This window comes from Mongoliimonas terrestris (assembly GCF_001927285.1).
Taxonomy (GTDB): Bacteria; Pseudomonadota; Alphaproteobacteria; order Rhizobiales; family Pleomorphomonadaceae; genus Chthonobacter; species Chthonobacter terrestris.
On sequence record NZ_MSIG01000001.1, the window covers coordinates 158,755 to 177,580 of the forward strand.

Genomic DNA, 18,826 nt, shown 5'->3' on the forward strand with positions numbered 1-18,826 from the left:
TACATGGGAATGCAGGGTCCAAATTCAAGATCAGCGCCAGCACTTTCCCGCCGTTCGACACCGCGACCGCAAGAAAAAATCCCCGATGCCGGTCCTCTCAAGGGCAAGGCGACTATCGATCAACATCCGGCTGAAAGAAAAAGACGATCCCGATACGCGAAGCGCCCGCTCGATTCGGTCGCCGGACGCCGGCTGGACGACCGCACTGCCCGGCGTTCCGCGGCCGGACGGCCGACGGGGTGACGCCTCCACGCCGCCCGCAACCCACGGCGACAGCGCTCTCGCCGACCGCCTCCGCCGCGCGTCCATCACCGCGGCCCCGCCGTTCGGTGCCTTCGACCGCCCCCAACCGCCCTCCACTATCCGGGCCGCCTGGCATGCCACTTGCATGATCTGCAACTTGACTTGCATCCAATGCAAACGTGGAGGTTGGGATGGCGTACCGCATCGCGGTTGACATCGGCGGCACCTTTTCGGACATCGCCGTGGAGTGTCCGGATGGATCCGTCGTCCTTGAGAAGGCGCCGTCCACGCCCGGCGATCCGGTCGCCGGCGTGCTCGCCGCCCTCGACGAGGCCGCGTCGGCGGCCGGGGCCACGCGGCGCGCCATCCTGGAGGCCGCCGAGGTCTTCATCTATACGAGCACCAAGGCGATCAACGCGGTCGTCACCGGCGCCACCGCCCGCACCGGCTTCGTCACCACCGCCGGCCACCCGGACATCCTGCTCCTGCGCGAAGGCGGGCGCACCGACCCGTTCGACTACACCGTGCCCTTCCCGAACCCGCTGGTGCCGCGCCGCTTCACCTACGAGGTCGCGGAGCGCGTCGATCCGGCCGGGCGGGTGCTCGATCCCCTCGACCCCGCCAGCCTGGAGCGGCTCGCCGCGGCCATCGCCCGCGACGGCGTCGAGGCGGTGGCGGTCTGCCTCCTCTGGTCGATCGTCAACCCGGCCCACGAGCGTGCCGTGGGCGATTTCCTCGCCGAACGCTTCCCCGACCTGCCGGTCACCCTCTCCCACCAGCTGAACCCGTGCCTGCGCGAATACCGCCGCGCCTCGTCCGCCTGCCTGGACGCCGCGCTGAAGCCGCTGATGTCGGTGCACCTCTCGGCGTTCGAGGCCCGGTTGAGGGCGGAGGGCTTCGCCGGCACCGCGCTCGCGGTCACGTCGAAGGGGGGCGTGATCCCGATGGCCGCCATGGCGCGCGCGCCCATCCACGCGCTCAACTCCGGCCCCGCCATGGCGCCGGTGGCCGGCCAGGTGCTGGCCCGGGCGGACGCCGGCACGGACACCGCCATCGTCATCGACACCGGCGGCACGACCTTCGACGTCAGCCTCGTCCGCGAGGGCACGCTGCCGGTGACCGCCGAACTCTGGATCGGCGGCCGCTACCGCGGCCACATCACCGGCTTTCCGTCGGTGGACGTGGCGAGCGTCGGGGCCGGCGGCGGCAGCATCGCGCGCGTGGACGACGGCGGGCTCCTCCACGTGGGGCCGGCGAGCGCCGGCGCGGTGCCGGGCCCGGCCTGCTACGGGCGGGGCGGCACGGCGCCGACCGTCACGGACGCGGCGCTCGTCCTCGGCTACATCGACCCGGCCACCTTCCTCGGCGGCCGCATGCCGCTCGACCCGGCGCTCGCCCGCGACGCGCTCGAACCGCTCGCCGCCGCGCTGGAGATCTCGGTGGACGAGACCGCCGCCGCCATCCTGGAGGTCGCCGGCGAACAGATGGTCCAGGCCATCGAGGAGGTGACCATCCGGCGCGGCATCGACCCGGCGACCGCGGTGCTCGTCGCCGGCGGCGGCGCGGCCGGCCTGCAGGCGGTGGACCTCGGCCGGCGGCTCGATTGCCGGGCCGTGCTCTTCCCCGCCATCGCCCCGGTGATGAGCGCGGTCGGCGCCCTCCTCTCCGACATGCTGCGGGAGGTGCGGGTCACCCGCTTCGCCCGGCTGGAGGACCTGACGGAGGCGGACCTTGCCGCCATCGGCACGGCGCTTCAGGACAGGATCGCTGCCGAAATGGACGGCGACCCCGGAACGCCGACCCTGGAGTACTTCCTGGAAGGCCGCTACCAGCGCCAGATCTGGGAGATCGAGATCCCGCTCGGGAGCCGTCTGCCGGCCGTGGCGGACCTTGGCGCCGTGCGCGCCGCCTTCGACCGCATGCACGCGCGGCTCTACGGCATCGGCGACGAACGGTCCGCGGTGGAGGTCGTCTCCTGGGGGCTGCGCGCCCGCACGGTTCAGCGGACGGGCCGGGGCCTTCCCGAGGCCCCCGCCGCCCGGATGGCGGACGGCACGCCGCCCCGGCGACGCAGGGCCATCTTCCCCGGCATCGGCGCCGTGGAGGTGCCGGTGCTCGACCCGTCGGAGATCGGCGCGCGGGTGCCCGGCCCCGTCATCGTGGAGTCCGCCTACACCACCATCGTGATTCCGCCCGGCGCGGACATCGCCGCCACCCGCCACGGCCTGATGGCCACCCTCCGCGCCACCGTCGGCGAACACGGCTCCAGGGAGAACGCCGCATGACCGTCACGTCTCTCTTCCGTCGCACCGAGCGCGACCCGGTCGCCCTCGCCATCCTGAAGAACCGGTTCGAGGCGATCGCCCGCAAGATGGCGCACACGCTGTTGAAGACCGGCCGGTCCGGGGTGCTGAACACCGCCCGCGACTTCTCCTGCGGCATCCTCACCGCCGACGGGGAGCTTGTCACCGGGGCGGAATGCTACCCGATCCACGTGCTGCGCGGGCCGGACCTGATGCACGCCACCATGAAGGCGCACCATCCGGATCTGAGGCCCGGCGACGCCGTCCTCCACAACTCGCCCTACCACGGCAACACCCACGCGGCCGACCACGCCATCCTGATCCCGGTGTTCGACGGCGACGGGCGCCACCGCTTCACCACGCTGGTGAAGGCCCACCAGGCCGACTGCGGCAACTCCATCCCGACCACCTACGTGGGCACCGCCCGCGACGTCTACGAGGAGGGCGCGGTCATCTTCCCGGCCGTGCTGGTGCAGCGGGACTACAAGGACATCGACGACATCATCCGCATGTGCGAGATGCGCATCCGGGTGCCGGACCAGTGGCGCGGCGACTATCTGGCCGCCCTCGGCGCCGCCCGCATCGGCGAGCAGGAGCTTCTGAAGCTCGGCGGCGAGCGGGGCTGGGACGCGCTCGCCGGCCACACCCGCGCCTGGTTCGACTATTCGGAACGCCGGATGGTGGCCGCCCTCGGCAAGCTGAAATCCGGCCGCGCCGTCGCGCACGGCACCCACGACGCCATCCCGGGCACCCCGCCGGACGGCGTCCGCGTCCAGGCGGACGTGACCATCGACGCGGACGCCGGGCGGGTCTCCATCGACCTCACCGACAACCCGGACTGCATGCCGAACGGCCTCAACCTGTCGGAGGGCTGCGCCCTTTCGGCTGCCATCGTGGGCATTTTCAACTGCATCGACCACACGGTGCCGCCGAACGCCGGCAGCCTGCGGCGGATCGACGTCAAGCTCCGCGAGAACTGCTGCGTCGGCATCCCGCGCCATCCGACCAGCGTGTCGGTGGCGACGACCAACCTCTCCGACCGGCTGAGCTGCGCCGTGCAGCGGGCGGTCGCCCAGATCGACCCCCGGTTCGGCATGGCCGACGGCGGGCCGCCCTTCCCGCCGGTCGCGGGCGTGCTCTCCGGCTTCGAGCCGGACACCGGGGCGGCCTACTGCAACGGCATCCTGTTCGCCGGCAGCGGCGGCCCCGGCAACCCCTACACGGACGGCTGGGTGACGCTCCTCTCCATGGGCAACGCCGGCATGCCGCAGATGCACTCCATCGAGGTGGCGGAGATCCAGCACCCCATCCTCATCCGCGAACGGTCCATCGTGCCGGACAGCGAGGGCGCTGGCCGGCGGCGCGGGGCGCCCGGCACGCTCACGCGCTTCTCCCCGACGGCGGCGCCGGTGGAGATCGGCTACGTGAGCGACGGCACGGTGCACCCGGCCGAGGGCGTCGGCGGCGGCCTTCCGGGCGGACCGTCGCGCCAGTGGCGCGTCGCGGCCGACGGGTCCGAGCACGTGCTGCCCACTTACGGGCAGGTGGTGCTTGAGCCAGGCGAGAGCCTCGTCTCCATCACGGCCGCCGGCGGCGGCTTCGGCGATCCGCTCGACCGGGAGATCGAGCGCGTGGCCGAGGACGTGGCCGAGGGCTGGGTCGGCCGCCAGCGGGCCGAGGCGGTCTACGGCGTGGTGTTTTCCGCCGACGGCGGCATGGACCGGGACGCCACCCTGGCGCTCCGTGCATCGAGGAGGACGGCGGCATGAGCGGGCGACTTCAAGGCAGGCGGGCCCTCATCACCGGGGCGAGCCGCGGCATCGGCGCGGCCACCGCCCGGGCCTTCGCCCGCGAGGGCGCCGACGTCGCCTTCTGCCACGACGACGACGACGAGGGCGCCGCGGCGGTGCTCGCCGACATCGCGGCCGCCGGCCGGCGCGGCTTCGCCTGGCGCATCGACGTCGGGTCGGAAGCCGGCTGCCGCGACCTCTTCGCCAAGGCGGAGAGCGCGCTCGGCGGCATCGACGTGATGATGAACAACGCCGGCGTCAGCGAGGAGGCGCTGGTGGAGGACACCACCATGGATGCGCTGCGCTGGATGCTGCGGGTCCACCTGGAGGCGACCTTCCTCCTCTCCCAGCTCGCCTATCGGGCGATGAAGCCGCGCGGCTTCGGGCGGATCATCAACGTCACGTCGCAGCTTGCCTACAAGGGCGCGCCCGGGCTTGCCCACTACAGCGCCGCCAAGGCGGGCATCGTGGGCTTCACCCGCGCCTTCGCGCAGGAAGCGGCGCCGCACGGGGTGCTCGTCAACGCCATCGCGCCCGGGCCGATCGACACGCGCCTCAACGACACCCTGTCGCCGGAATGGAAGGCCTGGAAGATCGGCGGCCTGCCGCTTCGCCGCTTCGGCCGGCCGGAGGAGATCGCCCCGACCGCCGTCATGCTGGCGAGCGCCGACGGCGACTTCTACGTGGGGCAGACCCTCTCGCCGAACGGCGGCGACGTCTTCCTCTGACCGGCCCTACTCGGCCGCCTCGCCTTGCGAAAGGTCGAGGCGGTCCGGCACCGCCGGCCGGGGCGACAGGGCGAGCGCCGCGTCGGCGAGCGCCGTGGCGGCGGACCAGTCGTAGGTGCGGTTGACGTTGGCGTGGTTCACGTAGGAGGCGCCGGCATAGAACATCTCGTACTGCACGTGGCGCGACGCGAACTCCGAACCGAGGGCGTCCCAGGCGAGCTTCATCACGCCGACGCGGCCGAGCGCGTCGGTGGCGGACGAGACCTGCGTCGCCTCCACGTGCCGGCGGATCTCCGGATCCTCCAGGTCCCGCACCGACGACGGCAGCATGATGACGCCGCCCCCGGCCAGATCCCGGATGGTGTTGACGAAGCGCGGATAGAGATCCTGCGTATAGGTCTGCGCCGCGTAGAGGAGGTGCGCCGAGGGCACGAAATAGGGCCCGAATCGCCGCCCCGCCGCCTCCATGCCGGCCACCATCCCCTCCACGATCGCCGCCTCCGTGGCGAGCCGGGCGAGCACCGCCTCCACCTGCGGCATGCCGGCGGTGCCGTTCACCTCGGCGATCCGGCGGGCGAGGCCGAGGAGGAAGCGCAGCTTCACCTTCAGGCGGATCTGCGACTGGTAGTTCTGGTAGACGTGGGTCGGCGTCTCGTGCCACTGGGCGCGCGCCGCCGCCACGTCGCCGTGCACGAACACCCGCTCCCACGGCACTTTCACGCCCTCGAACACCACGACCGCGTCGTTCTCGTCGAACCGGCTGGAGAGCGGGTAGTCGAACGCGCTTGTGACCCCCGCCTCGTAGGACCGGCGCGAGAGGAGCACGATCCCCGGCGTCGACACCGGCAGCGCGAAGCTCAGCGCATAGGCGCCCTCCCCCGGCTTCAGCGGCTGGATGTTGCCGACGAACACCTCGTCGGCCATCACCGTGCTGGTGCCGAGCATCTTGGCGCCGGACACCGTGATGCCCGCCGCGTCCTCGTCGACCACGTGAAGCACCACGTCGCGCGCCTGCGCCGACGGGGAGCGCGACTTGTCGGCCTGCGGGTTCTGGATCACGTAGGTGACGAAGAGGTCCCGGTCGCGGGCGTAGGTGAAGTAGTCCCGGAAGGCCGCGGCGCGGGCCGGGTCGTGGGCCGCCATGACGGCATCGCCCATCATCAGCCCGCCGAGCGCGGTGGCGAGATGGTCCGGCGAGCGGCCGAGCCAGCCGAAGGTGAGGGCCGACCAGGCCTCGATCGCCTGGCGCCGCTCCACGAGATCCTGGAGCGAGGTCGGCAGCTGCCAGGCCCGGTTGACCCGGTGACCGGTGTCCGTCTCGAACGTCATGAGGTCGCGGTTCCCGGGCGCCGCCTGCATGTCGTAGAGCCCGGCGAAGGACGCCACCGTGCCCCGGAAGGCCGGATCGGTGGTGACGTCCGCGACCGTGCGCCCGTCGAGAACGACACGGCGGCGGTCCCGGAGGGCGTTGACATAGGCGGCGCCAGTGCGGATCGGCATGAAGCGGTGTCCCGGTGTTGCATCCCGATCAAAGCTAGCGCCGATTGCGCTTCACGCAAGTCACTTTCGCGCCTGAATTCAAGTCACTTGGCGTATCCTTGAGCACGCAAACCGGACCAACGGCGTGCGGCTCGAAATGCCCCTCAAGACACTTGCACGGAGCGCAACAGCCCCTAAGCTCTCGTCCGACATCCTGCGACGGAGCCCTCCACCATGATCGACGACCGGGACTATGTCGGCTACGCGGATCGGCCGCCGCATCCGCAATGGCCGGGCGGCGCGCGGATCGCGGTCAACATCAACCTCAACTACGAGGGCGGCGGCGAGCGCTCCATCCTGGACGGCGACGGCGTGTCGGAGGGCATCCTCAACGACATCGGCCAGCCCTCGCTCACGGGCCTGCGCAGCCCGCTGGTGGAATCGGTGTTCGCCTACGGCTCCCGCGTCGGCGCCTGGCGGCTCCTGGACGTGTTCCGCCGCTTCGACGTGAAGGTCTGCCTGCTCGCGGTCGCCCAGGCGGCGGAGCGCAACCCGCGCCTGGTGCGCGCCTATGTGGCCGAGGGCCACGAGCTCGTCAGCCACCACTACCGCTGGCTCGACTACCAGACCATGGGCGAGGACGAGGAGCGCGCGCACATCCGGATGGCGTTCGAGACGCTGGAGCGCGTCGCCGGCGTGGCGCCCGTCGGCTGGATGACCGGCCGGCCGAGCGGCAACACCCGCCGCCTGCTGGCGGAGACCGGCCGGCTCCTCTACGACCGGGACAGCCTCGCCGACGAGCTGCCCTACTGGCTGACTGTCGCGGACCGGCCGCACCTCGTCATCCCCTACTCGTTCGAGACCAACGACAACCGGTTCGACCAGAACCTCGGCTTCTCCACCGGCGACGACTTCGCGCGCTACATGATCGACTGCTTCGAGACGCTCTACGCGGAAGGCGCCGACCGGCCGAAGATGATGTCGCTCGCCCTCCACGACCGCCTGATCGGCCGGCCCGGCCGCATCACCGGCCTCGTGCGCTTCCTCGACCATGTGCGCAGCCGCGACAAGGTGTGGGTGGCGACCGGCCAGGAGATCGCCGAGCACTGGATGCGGGTGCACCCGGCGTGAGCACCCCCGCCCTCAGCATCCTCCTCACCGGCGCCGCCGGCTTCGTCGGCCGCCATCTTCACACCCGCCTTGCGGCGGACGGCCACGCCGTGACGGCCACCGATCTCAACGCCGACCCGGACGGCCGCTCGGCGGCCCTCGACCTTCGCGACCGGCCGGCCGTGATCGCCGCCGTCGCCGCCGCCAACCCCGATCTGGTGGTGCACGCGGGGGCGATCTCCGGGCCGATGCTCGCCCGCGACGATCCGGCGCTGATGTTCGACGTCAACGTCAACGGCACGCTCTCGGTGGTGGAGGCCATGCGCCGGGCCGGCGTCCGCCGCCTCGTCCACTTCTCCTCCAACGCCGTCTACCGCGACCGGCCGGACCGGGCGCCGGTCACGGAGGAGAGCCCGCTCGGCAAGGACGACCCTTACGGCGCCAGCAAGGTCGCCGCCGAGGCAATCGTCGGCGCCTACGCGGCCGGCGGGGACCTCGACGCCTGGATGCTGCGGATCTCCTCCATCTACGGACCGGGCCGCACCTCGCCCTATCTCGTCTCCGCCCTCATCGCGGCCGGCCGGACCGGCGGGACCGTGACGGTCACCGACGACCGCTCCAACATGCGCCAGTTCGTGGCGGTGGAGGACGTGGTCGACGCCGCCGCCGCCGCCGTGGCGACCCCGGCCGGCGGCTGCGTTCCCGTGAACGTCACCGGCGGCGAATACCTCTCGGAGGCGGCGATCGGCGCGCTCGTCCAGGCCCGCCTTCCCGCCCTCCGGCTCGACGTCGTCGCCGACCGCGGGGAAAACGGCGACGGCGCCATCGGCCCGCTCGATCTCACGCGCGCCCGCGACCGCCTCGGCTACCGCCCGACGGTGGCGATCGCCGACGGGATCGCGCGGCTGATCGGGGCCGCGTGAGACTGCCCCGTCAGATCGCGCCGCTCCAGTTCTCCCGCCGGAAGTCGGAGACCGCGTAGGGTGCGCCGTCCTGAAGGCCGGCCGCCACCACGCCGCCGCCGCGGATGTCGCCGTAGGGCATCTCCACCACCTGGTGGCCGAGGGCGCCGAGCGCTTCCGCCGCCGGGTGACCGGCTTCCACCAGCAGCTTGCCGTTCTCCGAGCGCCAGCGCGGCCGGTCGACAGCCGCCGGCAGGTCGAGGCCCTGGAGCACGGTGGCGCAGAGGATCTGCAGCAGCGTCTGCACCTGGCCGTCGGCGCCCGGCGTCGCCAGCGCCAGCACCCCGTCGTCGGCCTCCATCAGCATGGGCGCCAGCGTGTGCACCGGCAGCTTGCCGGGCTCGATCGCGTTCGGCGCTTGGGTGAAGCCGCCGGCGCGGTTGTTCAGCACGAAGCCGCCTTCCGGCACGTAGATGGCCGAGCCGAAATTGTCGAACACCGAGAAGAGCGAGGAGATCACCAGGCCGTCCGCGTCCGCCACGGCGACGCCGGCCGTGTGCAGGTAGCCGCGCGGGCCGCCCCGGCCGGACGCGCGGTCGAGATCCACCGGCAGGTCCACCTCGAGAAGCGCGGCGCCCTCCCCGCAGCGGTCGCGGTAGGCGAAGGCCGCCTCGGTCAGTTCCACGGCCGCGTGGTCGACCCGGTCGGGCGGAACGGCGCCCAGCCGCTCCAGGCCGTTCAGCGCCATGGCGAGCAGCACGCCCTGGGACATGGGCGGCTGCACATGCACGGTGCGGCCGGCCCAGCGGACCGACAGCGGCACGGTCACCACGGTCTTGTGGCTGGCGATGTCGCCCACGGTCATCAGGCCGCCCCGGTCAGCCACCGCGCCGGCGACCGCGTCGGCGAGCGGGCCGCCGTAGAACCAGTCGGCGCCGCCGTCCGCGATCCCGGCGAGCGCGGCGGCGAGCGCCGGCTGGCGGACGAGGGCATGGGGCTTGGCCGTGAGGAAGACCGAGGCCTCGGCGCCGCCGCGCACCAGCCGCTCCCGCTGCTGGGCGACGGTGGCGACCAGGCGCGGGCGCACCCGCATGCCGTCACGGGCGATGCGGATGGCGGGCGCGAGGCTTTCGGCGAGCGGCAGCCGCCCGAACCGGCCGGCAAGCGCCGCCCAGCCGCCGACGAGGCCGGGCACGTTGACCGACGTGCCGTCGTCCCGGACCGCATCCGGGGTGCCCGCGCGCGGCGACGCGCCGGCCGCGTTGATGGCGGTCACCTGACCCGGCCCGCTGCGCACCAGGAAGAAGCCGTCGCCGCCGATGCCGCCGGCCTCCGGCACCAGCACGCTGACGACCGCCTGGGCGGCCACCACCGCGTCGGCCGCGTTGCCGCCCCGCTCGATCACCCCTTGCGCCACGGCCGTGGCCAGCGGATGGGCGGCCGAGATGGCGGCGCGGATGCCGAAGACGGCCGGCCGCGGCTTGGAGGAGAACGGGTCCGGAAGCAGCATGAAGGCGATTTCCTCGAAGGATCGTTTGATGGGGCGCCGCAAGGCCGTCCCGGCGGTCCCGGAGCACCGGGCATGAGACCGGCCATCCTGCCACCCGCCCGGCATGACCTCCTGGCAGACCCGGCCTTCGGGTGCCGTGGCGGACAAACGGTATCCGAAACTCACTTGCGCGGTAAAGAAGTCTCTTGCATCAACCTTCAGCCGGCGGCGCGCGGCCCGTCGCCGGATCTGCCGTGGCCGATCCGCGCCGCCCGGACCCCGGTCTCCAAGGCGTGTCCACACCCGCTGAATCGCCGGAAACCGAAGAACAACCGCCTGTCGTCCATGCAAAGAAAGCAGGCAACCGTGCACCGATCTGCTCAATCCACGACCGTGTGAAGCCCCATCGTCGGCGGTCGGCGGCCTGCTGTGGGCGGAACCGTTCGTGGCACGCAGCTTGCAAATTGCTGTTCATGCAAGCGACTTGAGCGCAATGCACCCGGTTGTATGCACGTTTCAAGGATCGTCGCCACGCACCGCCCGCCCTTTGCAAATCCCACCCGCCTTGTTCAGCGCCCTTAAGGAGAATGCCATGACGGCCCGAGTTTGGACTTCCGCAGTCGCCTTCGCCCTCGCGTTCGGAACCGCCAGCGCGGCGTTGGCCCAGGCGCCGGCTTGCGAGCCCGACAAGCTGGCCGAGAAGTATCCCGGCCTCGTCGGCAAGACGGTCAAGTTCGGGGCCGACCCGCAGACCCCGCCCTACACCATGCGCGACGGCACCGACTTCGACAAGATCATCGGCGCCGACACCGACCTCGCCAAGGCGGTGTTCGACTGTCACGGCATTCCCTACGAGATCTTCCTCGGCGGCTGGTCCGGCCTACTGCCTGCGACCATCTCCGGCCAGATCGACGTGTTCTGGAACAACCTCTACTACACCGCCGAGCGCGCCAAGCAGGTCGACTACGTGCTCTACATGCAGGCCGGCACCGGCGCGCTGACCCAGGCGGGCAACCCGAAGTCCATCGACAGCATCGAGGCCATGTGCGGCGCCACCGCCGCGGCCGGCCTCGGCACGGTGGAGGAAGCCGCCCTCAAGGACCAGGACGGCAAGTGCACCGCCGCCGGCAAGCCGGGCGTGACCGTGATGACCTATCCGGATCTCGCCGCCGGCATCCGCCTCGTCCAGACCGGCCGCGCCGACATCATGATGAGCGACCTCGCCCTGGTGCAGTCGCTCGCCATCGACAACCCGGACACCTACGCGGTGGCGTTCAAGATCCTGACCGGCTTCACCATCGGGGCGGCGGTCAAGAACGGCAACGACGAGCTGCTGCAGGCGATCTACGACGGCATCGTCGCCGTCCAGGCCGCCGGCACCCAGAAGGCGATCTTCGAGACCTACAAGATCGATCCGGACCTGGTGGTGGCCGCCGAGATCCGCAAGGACTGAGGCCCGCGCGAACGGGATCGCCGGCCCGTCAGCGGGTTCCGGTTCTTCCCGTATGCGGCGCACCCGCTCCGGACCCGGCTCGCCGGGCCCGGACCAGACCCGCGTTCCAGTGACGGCCGATGGCGGCCGGGTGAGGCTCATGCAGACTTGGCTCCGTCGGATCGCCACTCTCTTCGGACTGGCCTTCATCGTGGCGCTGGTGCTGACGGGCTGCGGCCCGGACGCGGCGACGCAGAACACCTCCACCCTGGAGAACCTCGCCTCGGGCGGGGCGATGACGAAGGGCGGCCCGCCGCCCTTCGTCGTGGAGATGTGGAGCTACTTCCTGTCCCCCTTCCTGTGGGAGGGGGCGTGGATCGCCGTCAAGATCACCACCGCCGCCATGACGATCGGCCTCCTGCTCGGCCTTGGTCTCGCCCTGATGCGCCTCTCCGGTCTCTGGGTGGTACGGTCGTCCGCCTGGTTCTACATCTGGGTGGTCCGCGGCACGCCGCAGCTCCTGCAGTTGGTCTTCCTGTTCGACGCCCTGCCGGAACTCGGCATCCGCCTCAGCCCCATCACCACCGCCATCATCGGCTTCGCCCTCAACGAGGCGGCCTTCAGCGCCGAGATCATCCGCGGCGGCATCCTGTCGGTGAACCGCAACCAGTCGATCGCGGCCGACAGCCTCGGCATGGGCAAGTTCCTCACCTTGCGCCGGATCATCCTGCCCCAGGCCATGCGCGCCATCCTGCCCGGCGTCTTCAACGACACCATCGGCATGCTGAAGCTGACGTCGATCGCCTCGATCATCTTCGTCAACGAGCTGACCTTCCGGGCGCAGCAGATCGTCGGCCAGAACTTCCGCTTCTTCACGGTCTTCATCGCCGCCGGCCTGATCTACCTGGTGATGACGAGCGCCATCTCGGTGCTGCAGTCCTGGCTGGAGAAGCGCTACGACCTGGAGGCCGACCGGACCCGGCGCAAGGGTGCGAGCCCGCTCGCCCGCCTGACCGGCGGCTTCCTCTTCGCCGCATCGAAGCCCGACGAGACCGGTCCCGCCGCGGCCACCCCCAAGAACGCGGCGCCCGCGCAGCCGGCGATCGTTCCCCGCCGCCAGCTCGACGAAGCCTGGCTCAAGCGGATCGCCACGGCGCCCGACATCGCGGCGCCGGTCGGCGAGCCCTTCGTGGTCGCCCGCAACGTGCAGAAGAGCTACGGCGACCGGGAGGTGCTGTCCGGCATCGACCTCACGGTCAACCGCGGCGAGTGCGTGGTGATCCTCGGGCCGTCCGGTTCGGGCAAGAGCACGTTCCTGCGCATGATCAACCACCTGGAGGGCCTCGACTGGGGCGAGATCCGGGTCGACGGCCTGACCGTCGGCTACGACTACACCGGCGGCAAGCCGCGTCCGGTGTCCAACCTCGCCGCCGCCAAGGCGAAGGCGCGCATCGGCATGGTGTTCCAGTCCTTCAATCTCTTCGGCCACCTGACGGCCCTGGAGAACGTGGTGGAAGCGCCTGTGCGGGTGCACGGCGTGTCGGCCGGCGACGCGGAGACGCTCGCCATGGAACTCCTGGCGAGCGTCGGCCTCGGCAACCACACCCAGCACCTGCCGCACCGGCTCTCCGGCGGCCAGCAGCAGCGCGTCGCCATCGCCCGGGCGCTCGCCATCAAGCCGCGCCTGATGCTGTTCGACGAGCCGACCTCCGCCCTCGACCCGGAACTGGTCGGCGAGGTGCTGACCGTGATGCGGCGCCTCGCCGCCGCCGGCATGACCATGATCGTGGTCACCCACGAGATCCGCTTCGCCCGCGACGTGGCCGACCGGGTGATTTTCATGGACGAGGGCAAGATCGTCGAGCAGGGCCCGCCCGAACAGGTGATCGACGCGCCGCAGCACGAACGCACCCGCCGGTTCTTGAGGATGGTCGAGCAGGACGTGACGGAAGGCGAACTCGGGTGAGGCGGAGTGTCGGATGCGGGCCGCCGACCCCCGTCAGAAGGTCGGCGGGGTGTTGATCCAGAGCACGCGGGCGGTCGCCGGCCCAAACGCCCGGTAGCTGTGCGGGCGGTCGGACTCGAAGAAGAAGGTGGAGCCCGCCGGAACGATGAAGATCTCCCCCTCCACCGTCAGCTCCACCGCGCCCTCGATCACGTAGCCGACCTCCTCGCCCGCGTGGCGGAACGGCCCGCAGAGCGGACCGCCGGCCGGCAGCGTGATCATCAGCCCTTCCAGGCGGCGGTTCTCGTCGACCGGGATGATGCTGTCCGCGGTCGAGCCGTCGCCCTCGGCCTCGTCGCCGCGCAGGAGCCGCGGCCGGTCGTTCGGCCCGTAGACCGTGCAGATCTTCTCCTCCACCGGCTCCAGCAGGGTGGAGACGTTGATGCCGAGCGCCTGGCTGAGACGGTGGAGCGTGGTCAGCGACGGCGTCACGAGCCCGTTCTCGATCCGCGAGAGCAGGCTTTCCGAGCAGCCGGCCTTGATGGCGAGATCCTTCAGCCGGAGACGGCGGATCCGCCGCTGCAGGCGAAGGCGCGGGCCGACGGCCGGCAGGCCGGTGGTCTTGGTGGGAGCGCCCGCATCCGCCGATTCGGCGGCAACGGCGGCGGGAGAGGCGTCGTTGGTCATGGAGAACTAACGATACGGTTCCGTCGCGGTCGTCAAGTCGGCAGCGCCGCGGACAAGGTGCAGGGCGGGAGGGCGGCACGACCTTCGATCCGGCGCCCGGACCGGCGGATCGCCCGCATCCGGTCAGGGCTGGGTGAAGGCGATCGCCTCGATCTCCACCAGCATCTCCGGCTCCGCGAGGGCCGCCTGGACGGTGGTGCGGGCGGGCGGCTTGTCCGGGAAGAACTCGGCGAACACCGCGTTCATGGCGTCGAAGGTGCGGATGTCGGCGAGGTAGACGTTGCACTTCAGCACGTCGTCGAGGGTCGCGCCCGCCTCGGCCAGGATGGAGCGGATGTTGGAGAGCACCTGCCGCGTCTGGGCCGCCACGTCGCCGCCGCCGACGAGCCGCCCCTCGTGGTCCCAGGCCACCTGCCCGGCCGTGTAGACGAAGCCGGCCGCCGCCGCGCCGGGCGAATAGGGATAGGACGGCCGCGGCTGGAAGGAGAGGTTCGGCGGCACGAGTGTGGTCTTGGGCATGGACGGGCTCCTGAAGCGGCTCTGCCCCCGGCGTGTGCAAGCGCCATGCCGGCGCAGGCCGTGCAAGTCGTTTGCTTCAGAAGCATGTCCTCCGCCATCCGCCGCGGTGGACCGCGGACGCCGATGCCGCGGGACCTGCCTGCATCGAAGGCAGACCCATCAAAAAAGATGCATCGAACCTTAACACCCGAGCCGCCCTCCGACCCTCAACCCGGGATCCGCCCGCCCGCTCATCTGGCCTGCAACTTGCTTGCATGGTACGCAAGTCATTCATCGAACCGGCTGCGCTCCAGGCCGGCGGACGGAGGGTTGAGCGGATGCGGCTGTCGATCGACGTGGGCGGAACCTTCACGGATCTGGTGATGGACCGGAACGGCGTGCTCTCCATGCACAAGGCCACCACCACCTATCCGGACCCGGTGGACGGCATCCTGGACGCGGTGGCCGTGGCCGCCGGCGAGATGGGCACCAGCGTCGCCGCGCTTCTCGCCGAGACCGACCTCCTGTTCCACTCCACCACCCGGGCGATCAACGCCGTCGTCACCGGCCGCACCGCCCGCACCGCGCTCCTGGTGTCGAAGGGCCATCCGGACATCCTGGTGATCCGCGAGGGCGGCCGCACCGACCCGTTCAACTACCAGATCCCCTACCCGGCGCCCTACATCCCCCGCTCGCTCACCTACGAGGTCCCCGGCCGCATCTGGGCGGACGGCCGCGAGATGGCGCCGTTCGAGGAGGCGGAGGTCGTGGCGCACATCGCCGCCATGAAGGCGGCGGGCGTGGAGGCGGTCGCCGTCTCGCTGATCTGGTCGATCGTCAATCCCGCCCACGAGCAGGCGGTCGCGCGCCTCCTCGACGCCCACATGCCGGGCGTGCCCTACACCCTCGCCCACCAGCTGAACCCGACCGTGCGCGAATACCGGCGCACCTCCTCCACCGCCATCGACGCGTCGCTGAAGCCCATCATGCAGGGCTACATGCACACGCTGAAGACCCGCCTGACCGACGCGGGGCTGAAGGGCCGGATCTTCGCCGTCACCTCCCAGGGCGGGCTCGTCGACGTCGACGACCTCGCCGAGCGGCCGATCCTGGCGCTCAACTCCGGCCCGTCCATGGCCCCGGTCGCCGGCCGCTACTTCGCCGCCGAGGAAGGCTGGAGCGCCGCCATCGTCACCGACGCCGGCGGCACCACCTACGACGTCAGCCTCGTCAAGGACGGCGTGATCCCCTGGACGAGGGACACCTGGCTCGGCCCCATCTACCGCGGCCATCTCACCGGCTTTCCGTCCGTCGACGTGAAGAGCATCGGCGCCGGCGGCGGCTCCATCGCGCGGGTCGACGCCTCGGGCCTCCTCCACGTCGGACCGGAGAGCGCCGGCTCCACGCCGGGTCCGGTCTGCTACGGGCGCGGCGGCGTGAAGCCCACGGTCACCGACGCCGCGGTGGTGCTCGGCTACATCGATCCGGCCTTCTTCCTCGGCGGCCGGATGGAGCTTGCGATCGACGCGGCGCGCGCGGCCCTCAGCCGCGACGTGGCGGAGCCGCTCGGCCTCTCGCTCGCCGACGCCGCGCTGGCGGTGATCGATCTTGCCACCGAGCAGATGGTCAACGCCATCGAGGACATCACGGTCAAGCAGGGCATCGACCCGACCGGCACCGTTATCGTCGGCGGCGGCGGGGCGGCCGGCATCAACACGGTGCTGATCGCGAGGCGCCTGCGCTGCGACACGGTGATCGTCCCGGACGTCTGCGCGGCCCTCAGCGCCGCCGGCGCCATGATGTCGGAGCTCACCCGCGACTTCGCCCTGACGGCCTTCATGCCCACCCGCGCCTTCGACCGGGCGCGGGCGAAGGCCATCCTGGCAGAGCTTGCCGAAAAGGCCGAGGCCTTCTTCGCCGCCGCCGGCCCGGAGGCGTTCGACAAGCGCATCGATCTTTCCATCGAGGGCCGCTATCCGAGCCAGGTGTGGGAGATCGAGGTGCCGATCGCCGCCGCCGATCTCGACGCGCCCGACGTGGTGGCCCGGCTGGTCGCCGCCTTCCACGCCCGCCACCAGGACCTCTTCTCCTTCCGCGACGACGGCGACGACGTGGAGATCATGACCTGGCGCGCCGTCGCCCGCTGCCGGGTGGCGGAGGAGAGCCGCGCCCATCTGGCGCCCCGCCCCGGCCACGGCCCGGGCGTCACCCGCCGGACCATGACCTTCCGCGAGACCGGCCCGGTGGACGCCCACGCCCACCGCTGGGACGACCTGGCGCCGGGCGAGGCCGTCGCCGGCCCGGCGGTGATCGAATCCAGCTTCACGTCCGTCGTCATCAATCCCGGCGCGACGGCGGTCCGGACGCCGTCCGGCCAGCTCGTCATTTCGCTCTGAGACCCGTCAGCCGCGAGGAAATCCTGCCATGACCGACCTTTCGTCCCGCGCCCGGCCCGACGGCGTCCGCCTCGCCATCACGCAGAAGCGCTTCGAGGGCGTGACGCGCAAGATGGCCAACACGCTCCTGCGCACCGCCCGTTCCGGCGTGATCAACACCGCGCGCGACTTCTCCTGCGCGCTCGTCACCGCCGACTGCGAACTGCTGACCGCCGCGGACAGCTACCCCATCCACGTGATCGGCGGCGCCGACCTGATGGCCAGGGCCATGCTGGACATGCACCCGGACCTGAAGCCCGGCGACGCCTTCCTGCACAACTCGCCCTACCACGGCAACAGCCACGCCGCCGACCACACCATCCTGGTGCCGGTGTTCGACGACGACGGCCGGCACCGCTTCACGGTGCTGGCCAAGGCCCACCAGGCCGACTGCGGCAACTCGCTGCCGACCACCTACATGGGCAACGCCCGGGACGTCTACGAAGAGGGCGCGCTGATCTTCCCCGCCGTGAAGGTCCAGACCGGCTACAAGGACGTCCAGGACATCATCAACATGTGCCTGATGCGCATCCGCGTGCCGAACCAGTGGCGCGGCGACTATCTCGCCACCGTGGGCGCGGCCCGCATCGGCGAGCAGGAGATCGTCCGCATGGGCCGCGAGCTCGGCTGGGACGCCCTCAGCCAGCACGCGCTCGACTGGTTCGACCTCTGCGAACAGCAGATGATCGATTGCATCCGCACCATCAAGGCCGGCCGGGCGCGGGCGACCTCCATGCACGATCCCCTGCCCCGCACCCCGCCGGAGGGCATTCCGGCGACGGCCGACGTGACGGTGGACCCGCGGGCCGCCATCATCACGGTCGACATGACGGACAACATCGACTGCCTGCCGGTCGGCGTGAACCTCTCCCACGCCTGCGCCCGCACGGCGGCGCTCGTCGGCGTCTTCAACAGCCTGCCGACGCCCATGCAGCCGAACGCCGGCAGCCTCCGACGGATCGTCGTGCACCTGCGCGAGAACTGCGTCGTCGGCATCCCGCGCCATCCGACCTCCACATCGGTCGCCACCACCAACCTCGGCGACCGGGTGACCAACGCGGTGCAATGCGCCCTCGCGGCCATCGACCCGACCATCGGCATGGCCGAGGGCGGCGCCGCCATCCCGCCCTCCGCGGGCGTGATCTCCGGCGTCGACCCGCGCAACGGCCACGCCTTCGTCAACGAGGTGATCCTCGCCGGTGCCGGCGGCGCGGGCACGCCCACCCAGGACGGCTGGCTGTCGCTCTTCTCCATGGGCAACGCCGGCATGCCCTTCTACGACAGCGTCGAGGTGGACGAGATGCTGCACCCGATGATGATCGCCACTAGGCGCCTGGTGCCGGACGGCGAGGGCGCCGGCATGCATCGCGGCGCGCCCGGCATCCTCACCGAGTACCGGCCGGTCGACTGCGACTTCGAGCTCGGCTTCTGCAGCGACGGCACGGTGAACGCCGCCAAGGGCACCCGCGGCGGCCACGACGCCAAGCCCGCCCGGCAGTGGCTCGTCGCCGACGACGGCGCCATCACGCCGCTCGGCACCTCCGAGCAGGTGCTGGTGCGCCGCGACCAGACGGTCGTCTCCTACTCCACCGCCGGCGGCGGCTACGGCGATCCGGCGACCCGCGATCCGGAGCGGGTGGCCGGCGACGTGCGCGAGAAGTGGATCACGGCCGGCCGGGCGCGCGACGTCTACAAGGTGGCGGTCACGCCGGCCGGCGCCGTGGACTGGGCCGAGACGAACCGGCTCCGCGCCGCCGGCTGAACCGCCCTTTCCCTCTCACGCCC

General features: G+C 71.5%; 13 protein-coding genes. 9 read left to right on the top strand and 4 right to left on the bottom strand.

The features are described from left to right. Window positions 1-434 precede the first annotated feature (434 nt). The 3 genes from BUQ68_RS00590 to BUQ68_RS00600 are packed head-to-tail and all read left to right on the top strand — an operon-like array spanning window position 435 to window position 5,064. Entirely contained in the window at window positions 435-2,528 is a 2,094-nt protein-coding gene (locus BUQ68_RS00590) for a hydantoinase/oxoprolinase family protein (protein WP_075213995.1), read from the top strand. After that, window positions 2,525-4,315, top strand: coding sequence for a hydantoinase B/oxoprolinase family protein (locus BUQ68_RS00595; protein WP_075213996.1), 1,791 nt, complete (start codon window positions 2,525-2,527; stop codon window positions 4,313-4,315). Before BUQ68_RS00590 ends, BUQ68_RS00595 begins: the two co-directional genes overlap by 4 nt. After that, a complete protein-coding gene (locus tag BUQ68_RS00600; protein WP_075213997.1) occupies window positions 4,312-5,064 on the top strand; it encodes an SDR family NAD(P)-dependent oxidoreductase in 753 nt (250 codons plus the stop codon). The genes BUQ68_RS00595 and BUQ68_RS00600 overlap by 4 nt, the downstream gene beginning before the upstream one ends. 6 nt (window positions 5,065-5,070) lie before the next feature. Here BUQ68_RS00600 and BUQ68_RS00605 read toward each other — a convergent pair whose 3' ends face one another. Next, window positions 5,071-6,564, bottom strand: coding sequence for a 4-hydroxyphenylacetate 3-hydroxylase family protein (locus tag BUQ68_RS00605; protein ID WP_075213998.1), 1,494 nt, complete (start codon window positions 6,562-6,564; stop codon window positions 5,071-5,073). Window positions 6,565-6,777: 213 nt separating this feature from the next. On the opposite strand from BUQ68_RS00605, the gene BUQ68_RS22995 reads away from it, so the two are divergent. Both BUQ68_RS22995 and BUQ68_RS23000 read left to right on the top strand, forming a co-directional pair. Next, window positions 6,778-7,674, top strand: coding sequence for a polysaccharide deacetylase family protein (locus BUQ68_RS22995; RefSeq protein WP_075213999.1), 897 nt, complete (start codon window positions 6,778-6,780; stop codon window positions 7,672-7,674). Then, the gene (locus BUQ68_RS23000; protein ID WP_075214000.1) at window positions 7,671-8,576 is read left to right on the top strand and encodes an NAD-dependent epimerase/dehydratase family protein; all 906 of its coding nucleotides are present in this window, start codon (window positions 7,671-7,673) and stop codon (window positions 8,574-8,576) included. Before BUQ68_RS22995 ends, BUQ68_RS23000 begins: the two co-directional genes overlap by 4 nt. A gap of 10 nt (window positions 8,577-8,586) precedes the next feature. Here the strand turns inward: BUQ68_RS23000 and BUQ68_RS00620 are convergent, their stop codons facing one another. Next, on the bottom strand, window positions 8,587-10,065 hold the full coding sequence (locus tag BUQ68_RS00620) for a gamma-glutamyltransferase (protein ID WP_075214001.1): 1,479 nt from the start codon (window positions 10,063-10,065) through the stop codon (window positions 8,587-8,589). Window positions 10,066-10,636: 571 nt separating this feature from the next. Here BUQ68_RS00620 and BUQ68_RS00625 point away from each other — a divergent pair. After that, the gene (locus BUQ68_RS00625; protein ID WP_083656045.1) at window positions 10,637-11,497 is read left to right on the top strand and encodes an ABC transporter substrate-binding protein; all 861 of its coding nucleotides are present in this window, start codon (window positions 10,637-10,639) and stop codon (window positions 11,495-11,497) included. A gap of 139 nt (window positions 11,498-11,636) precedes the next feature. Continuing rightward, the gene (locus tag BUQ68_RS24395; RefSeq protein ID WP_280949689.1) at window positions 11,637-13,442 is read left to right on the top strand and encodes an amino acid ABC transporter permease/ATP-binding protein; all 1,806 of its coding nucleotides are present in this window, start codon (window positions 11,637-11,639) and stop codon (window positions 13,440-13,442) included. Window positions 13,443-13,475: 33 nt separating this feature from the next. Here BUQ68_RS24395 and BUQ68_RS00635 read toward each other — a convergent pair whose 3' ends face one another. Beyond that, on the bottom strand, window positions 13,476-14,108 hold the full coding sequence (locus BUQ68_RS00635; protein WP_075214002.1) for a helix-turn-helix domain-containing protein: 633 nt from the start codon (window positions 14,106-14,108) through the stop codon (window positions 13,476-13,478). A 123-nt stretch (window positions 14,109-14,231) separates the two neighbouring features. Continuing rightward, complete coding sequence (locus BUQ68_RS00640) at window positions 14,232-14,627, bottom strand: RidA family protein (protein ID WP_075214003.1); 396 nt, start codon at window positions 14,625-14,627, stop codon at window positions 14,232-14,234. Between the two features lie 317 nt (window positions 14,628-14,944). Here BUQ68_RS00640 and BUQ68_RS00645 point away from each other — a divergent pair, with 317 nt between their 5' ends. Next, a complete protein-coding gene (locus BUQ68_RS00645; RefSeq protein WP_075214004.1) occupies window positions 14,945-17,002 on the top strand; it encodes a hydantoinase/oxoprolinase family protein in 2,058 nt (685 codons plus the stop codon). A gap of 28 nt (window positions 17,003-17,030) precedes the next feature. Continuing rightward, window positions 17,031-18,803, top strand: a complete 1,773-nt coding sequence (locus BUQ68_RS00650; RefSeq protein ID WP_075214005.1) for a hydantoinase B/oxoprolinase family protein — start codon at window positions 17,031-17,033, stop codon at window positions 18,801-18,803. The last annotated feature ends 23 nt before the right edge of the window (window positions 18,804-18,826 follow it).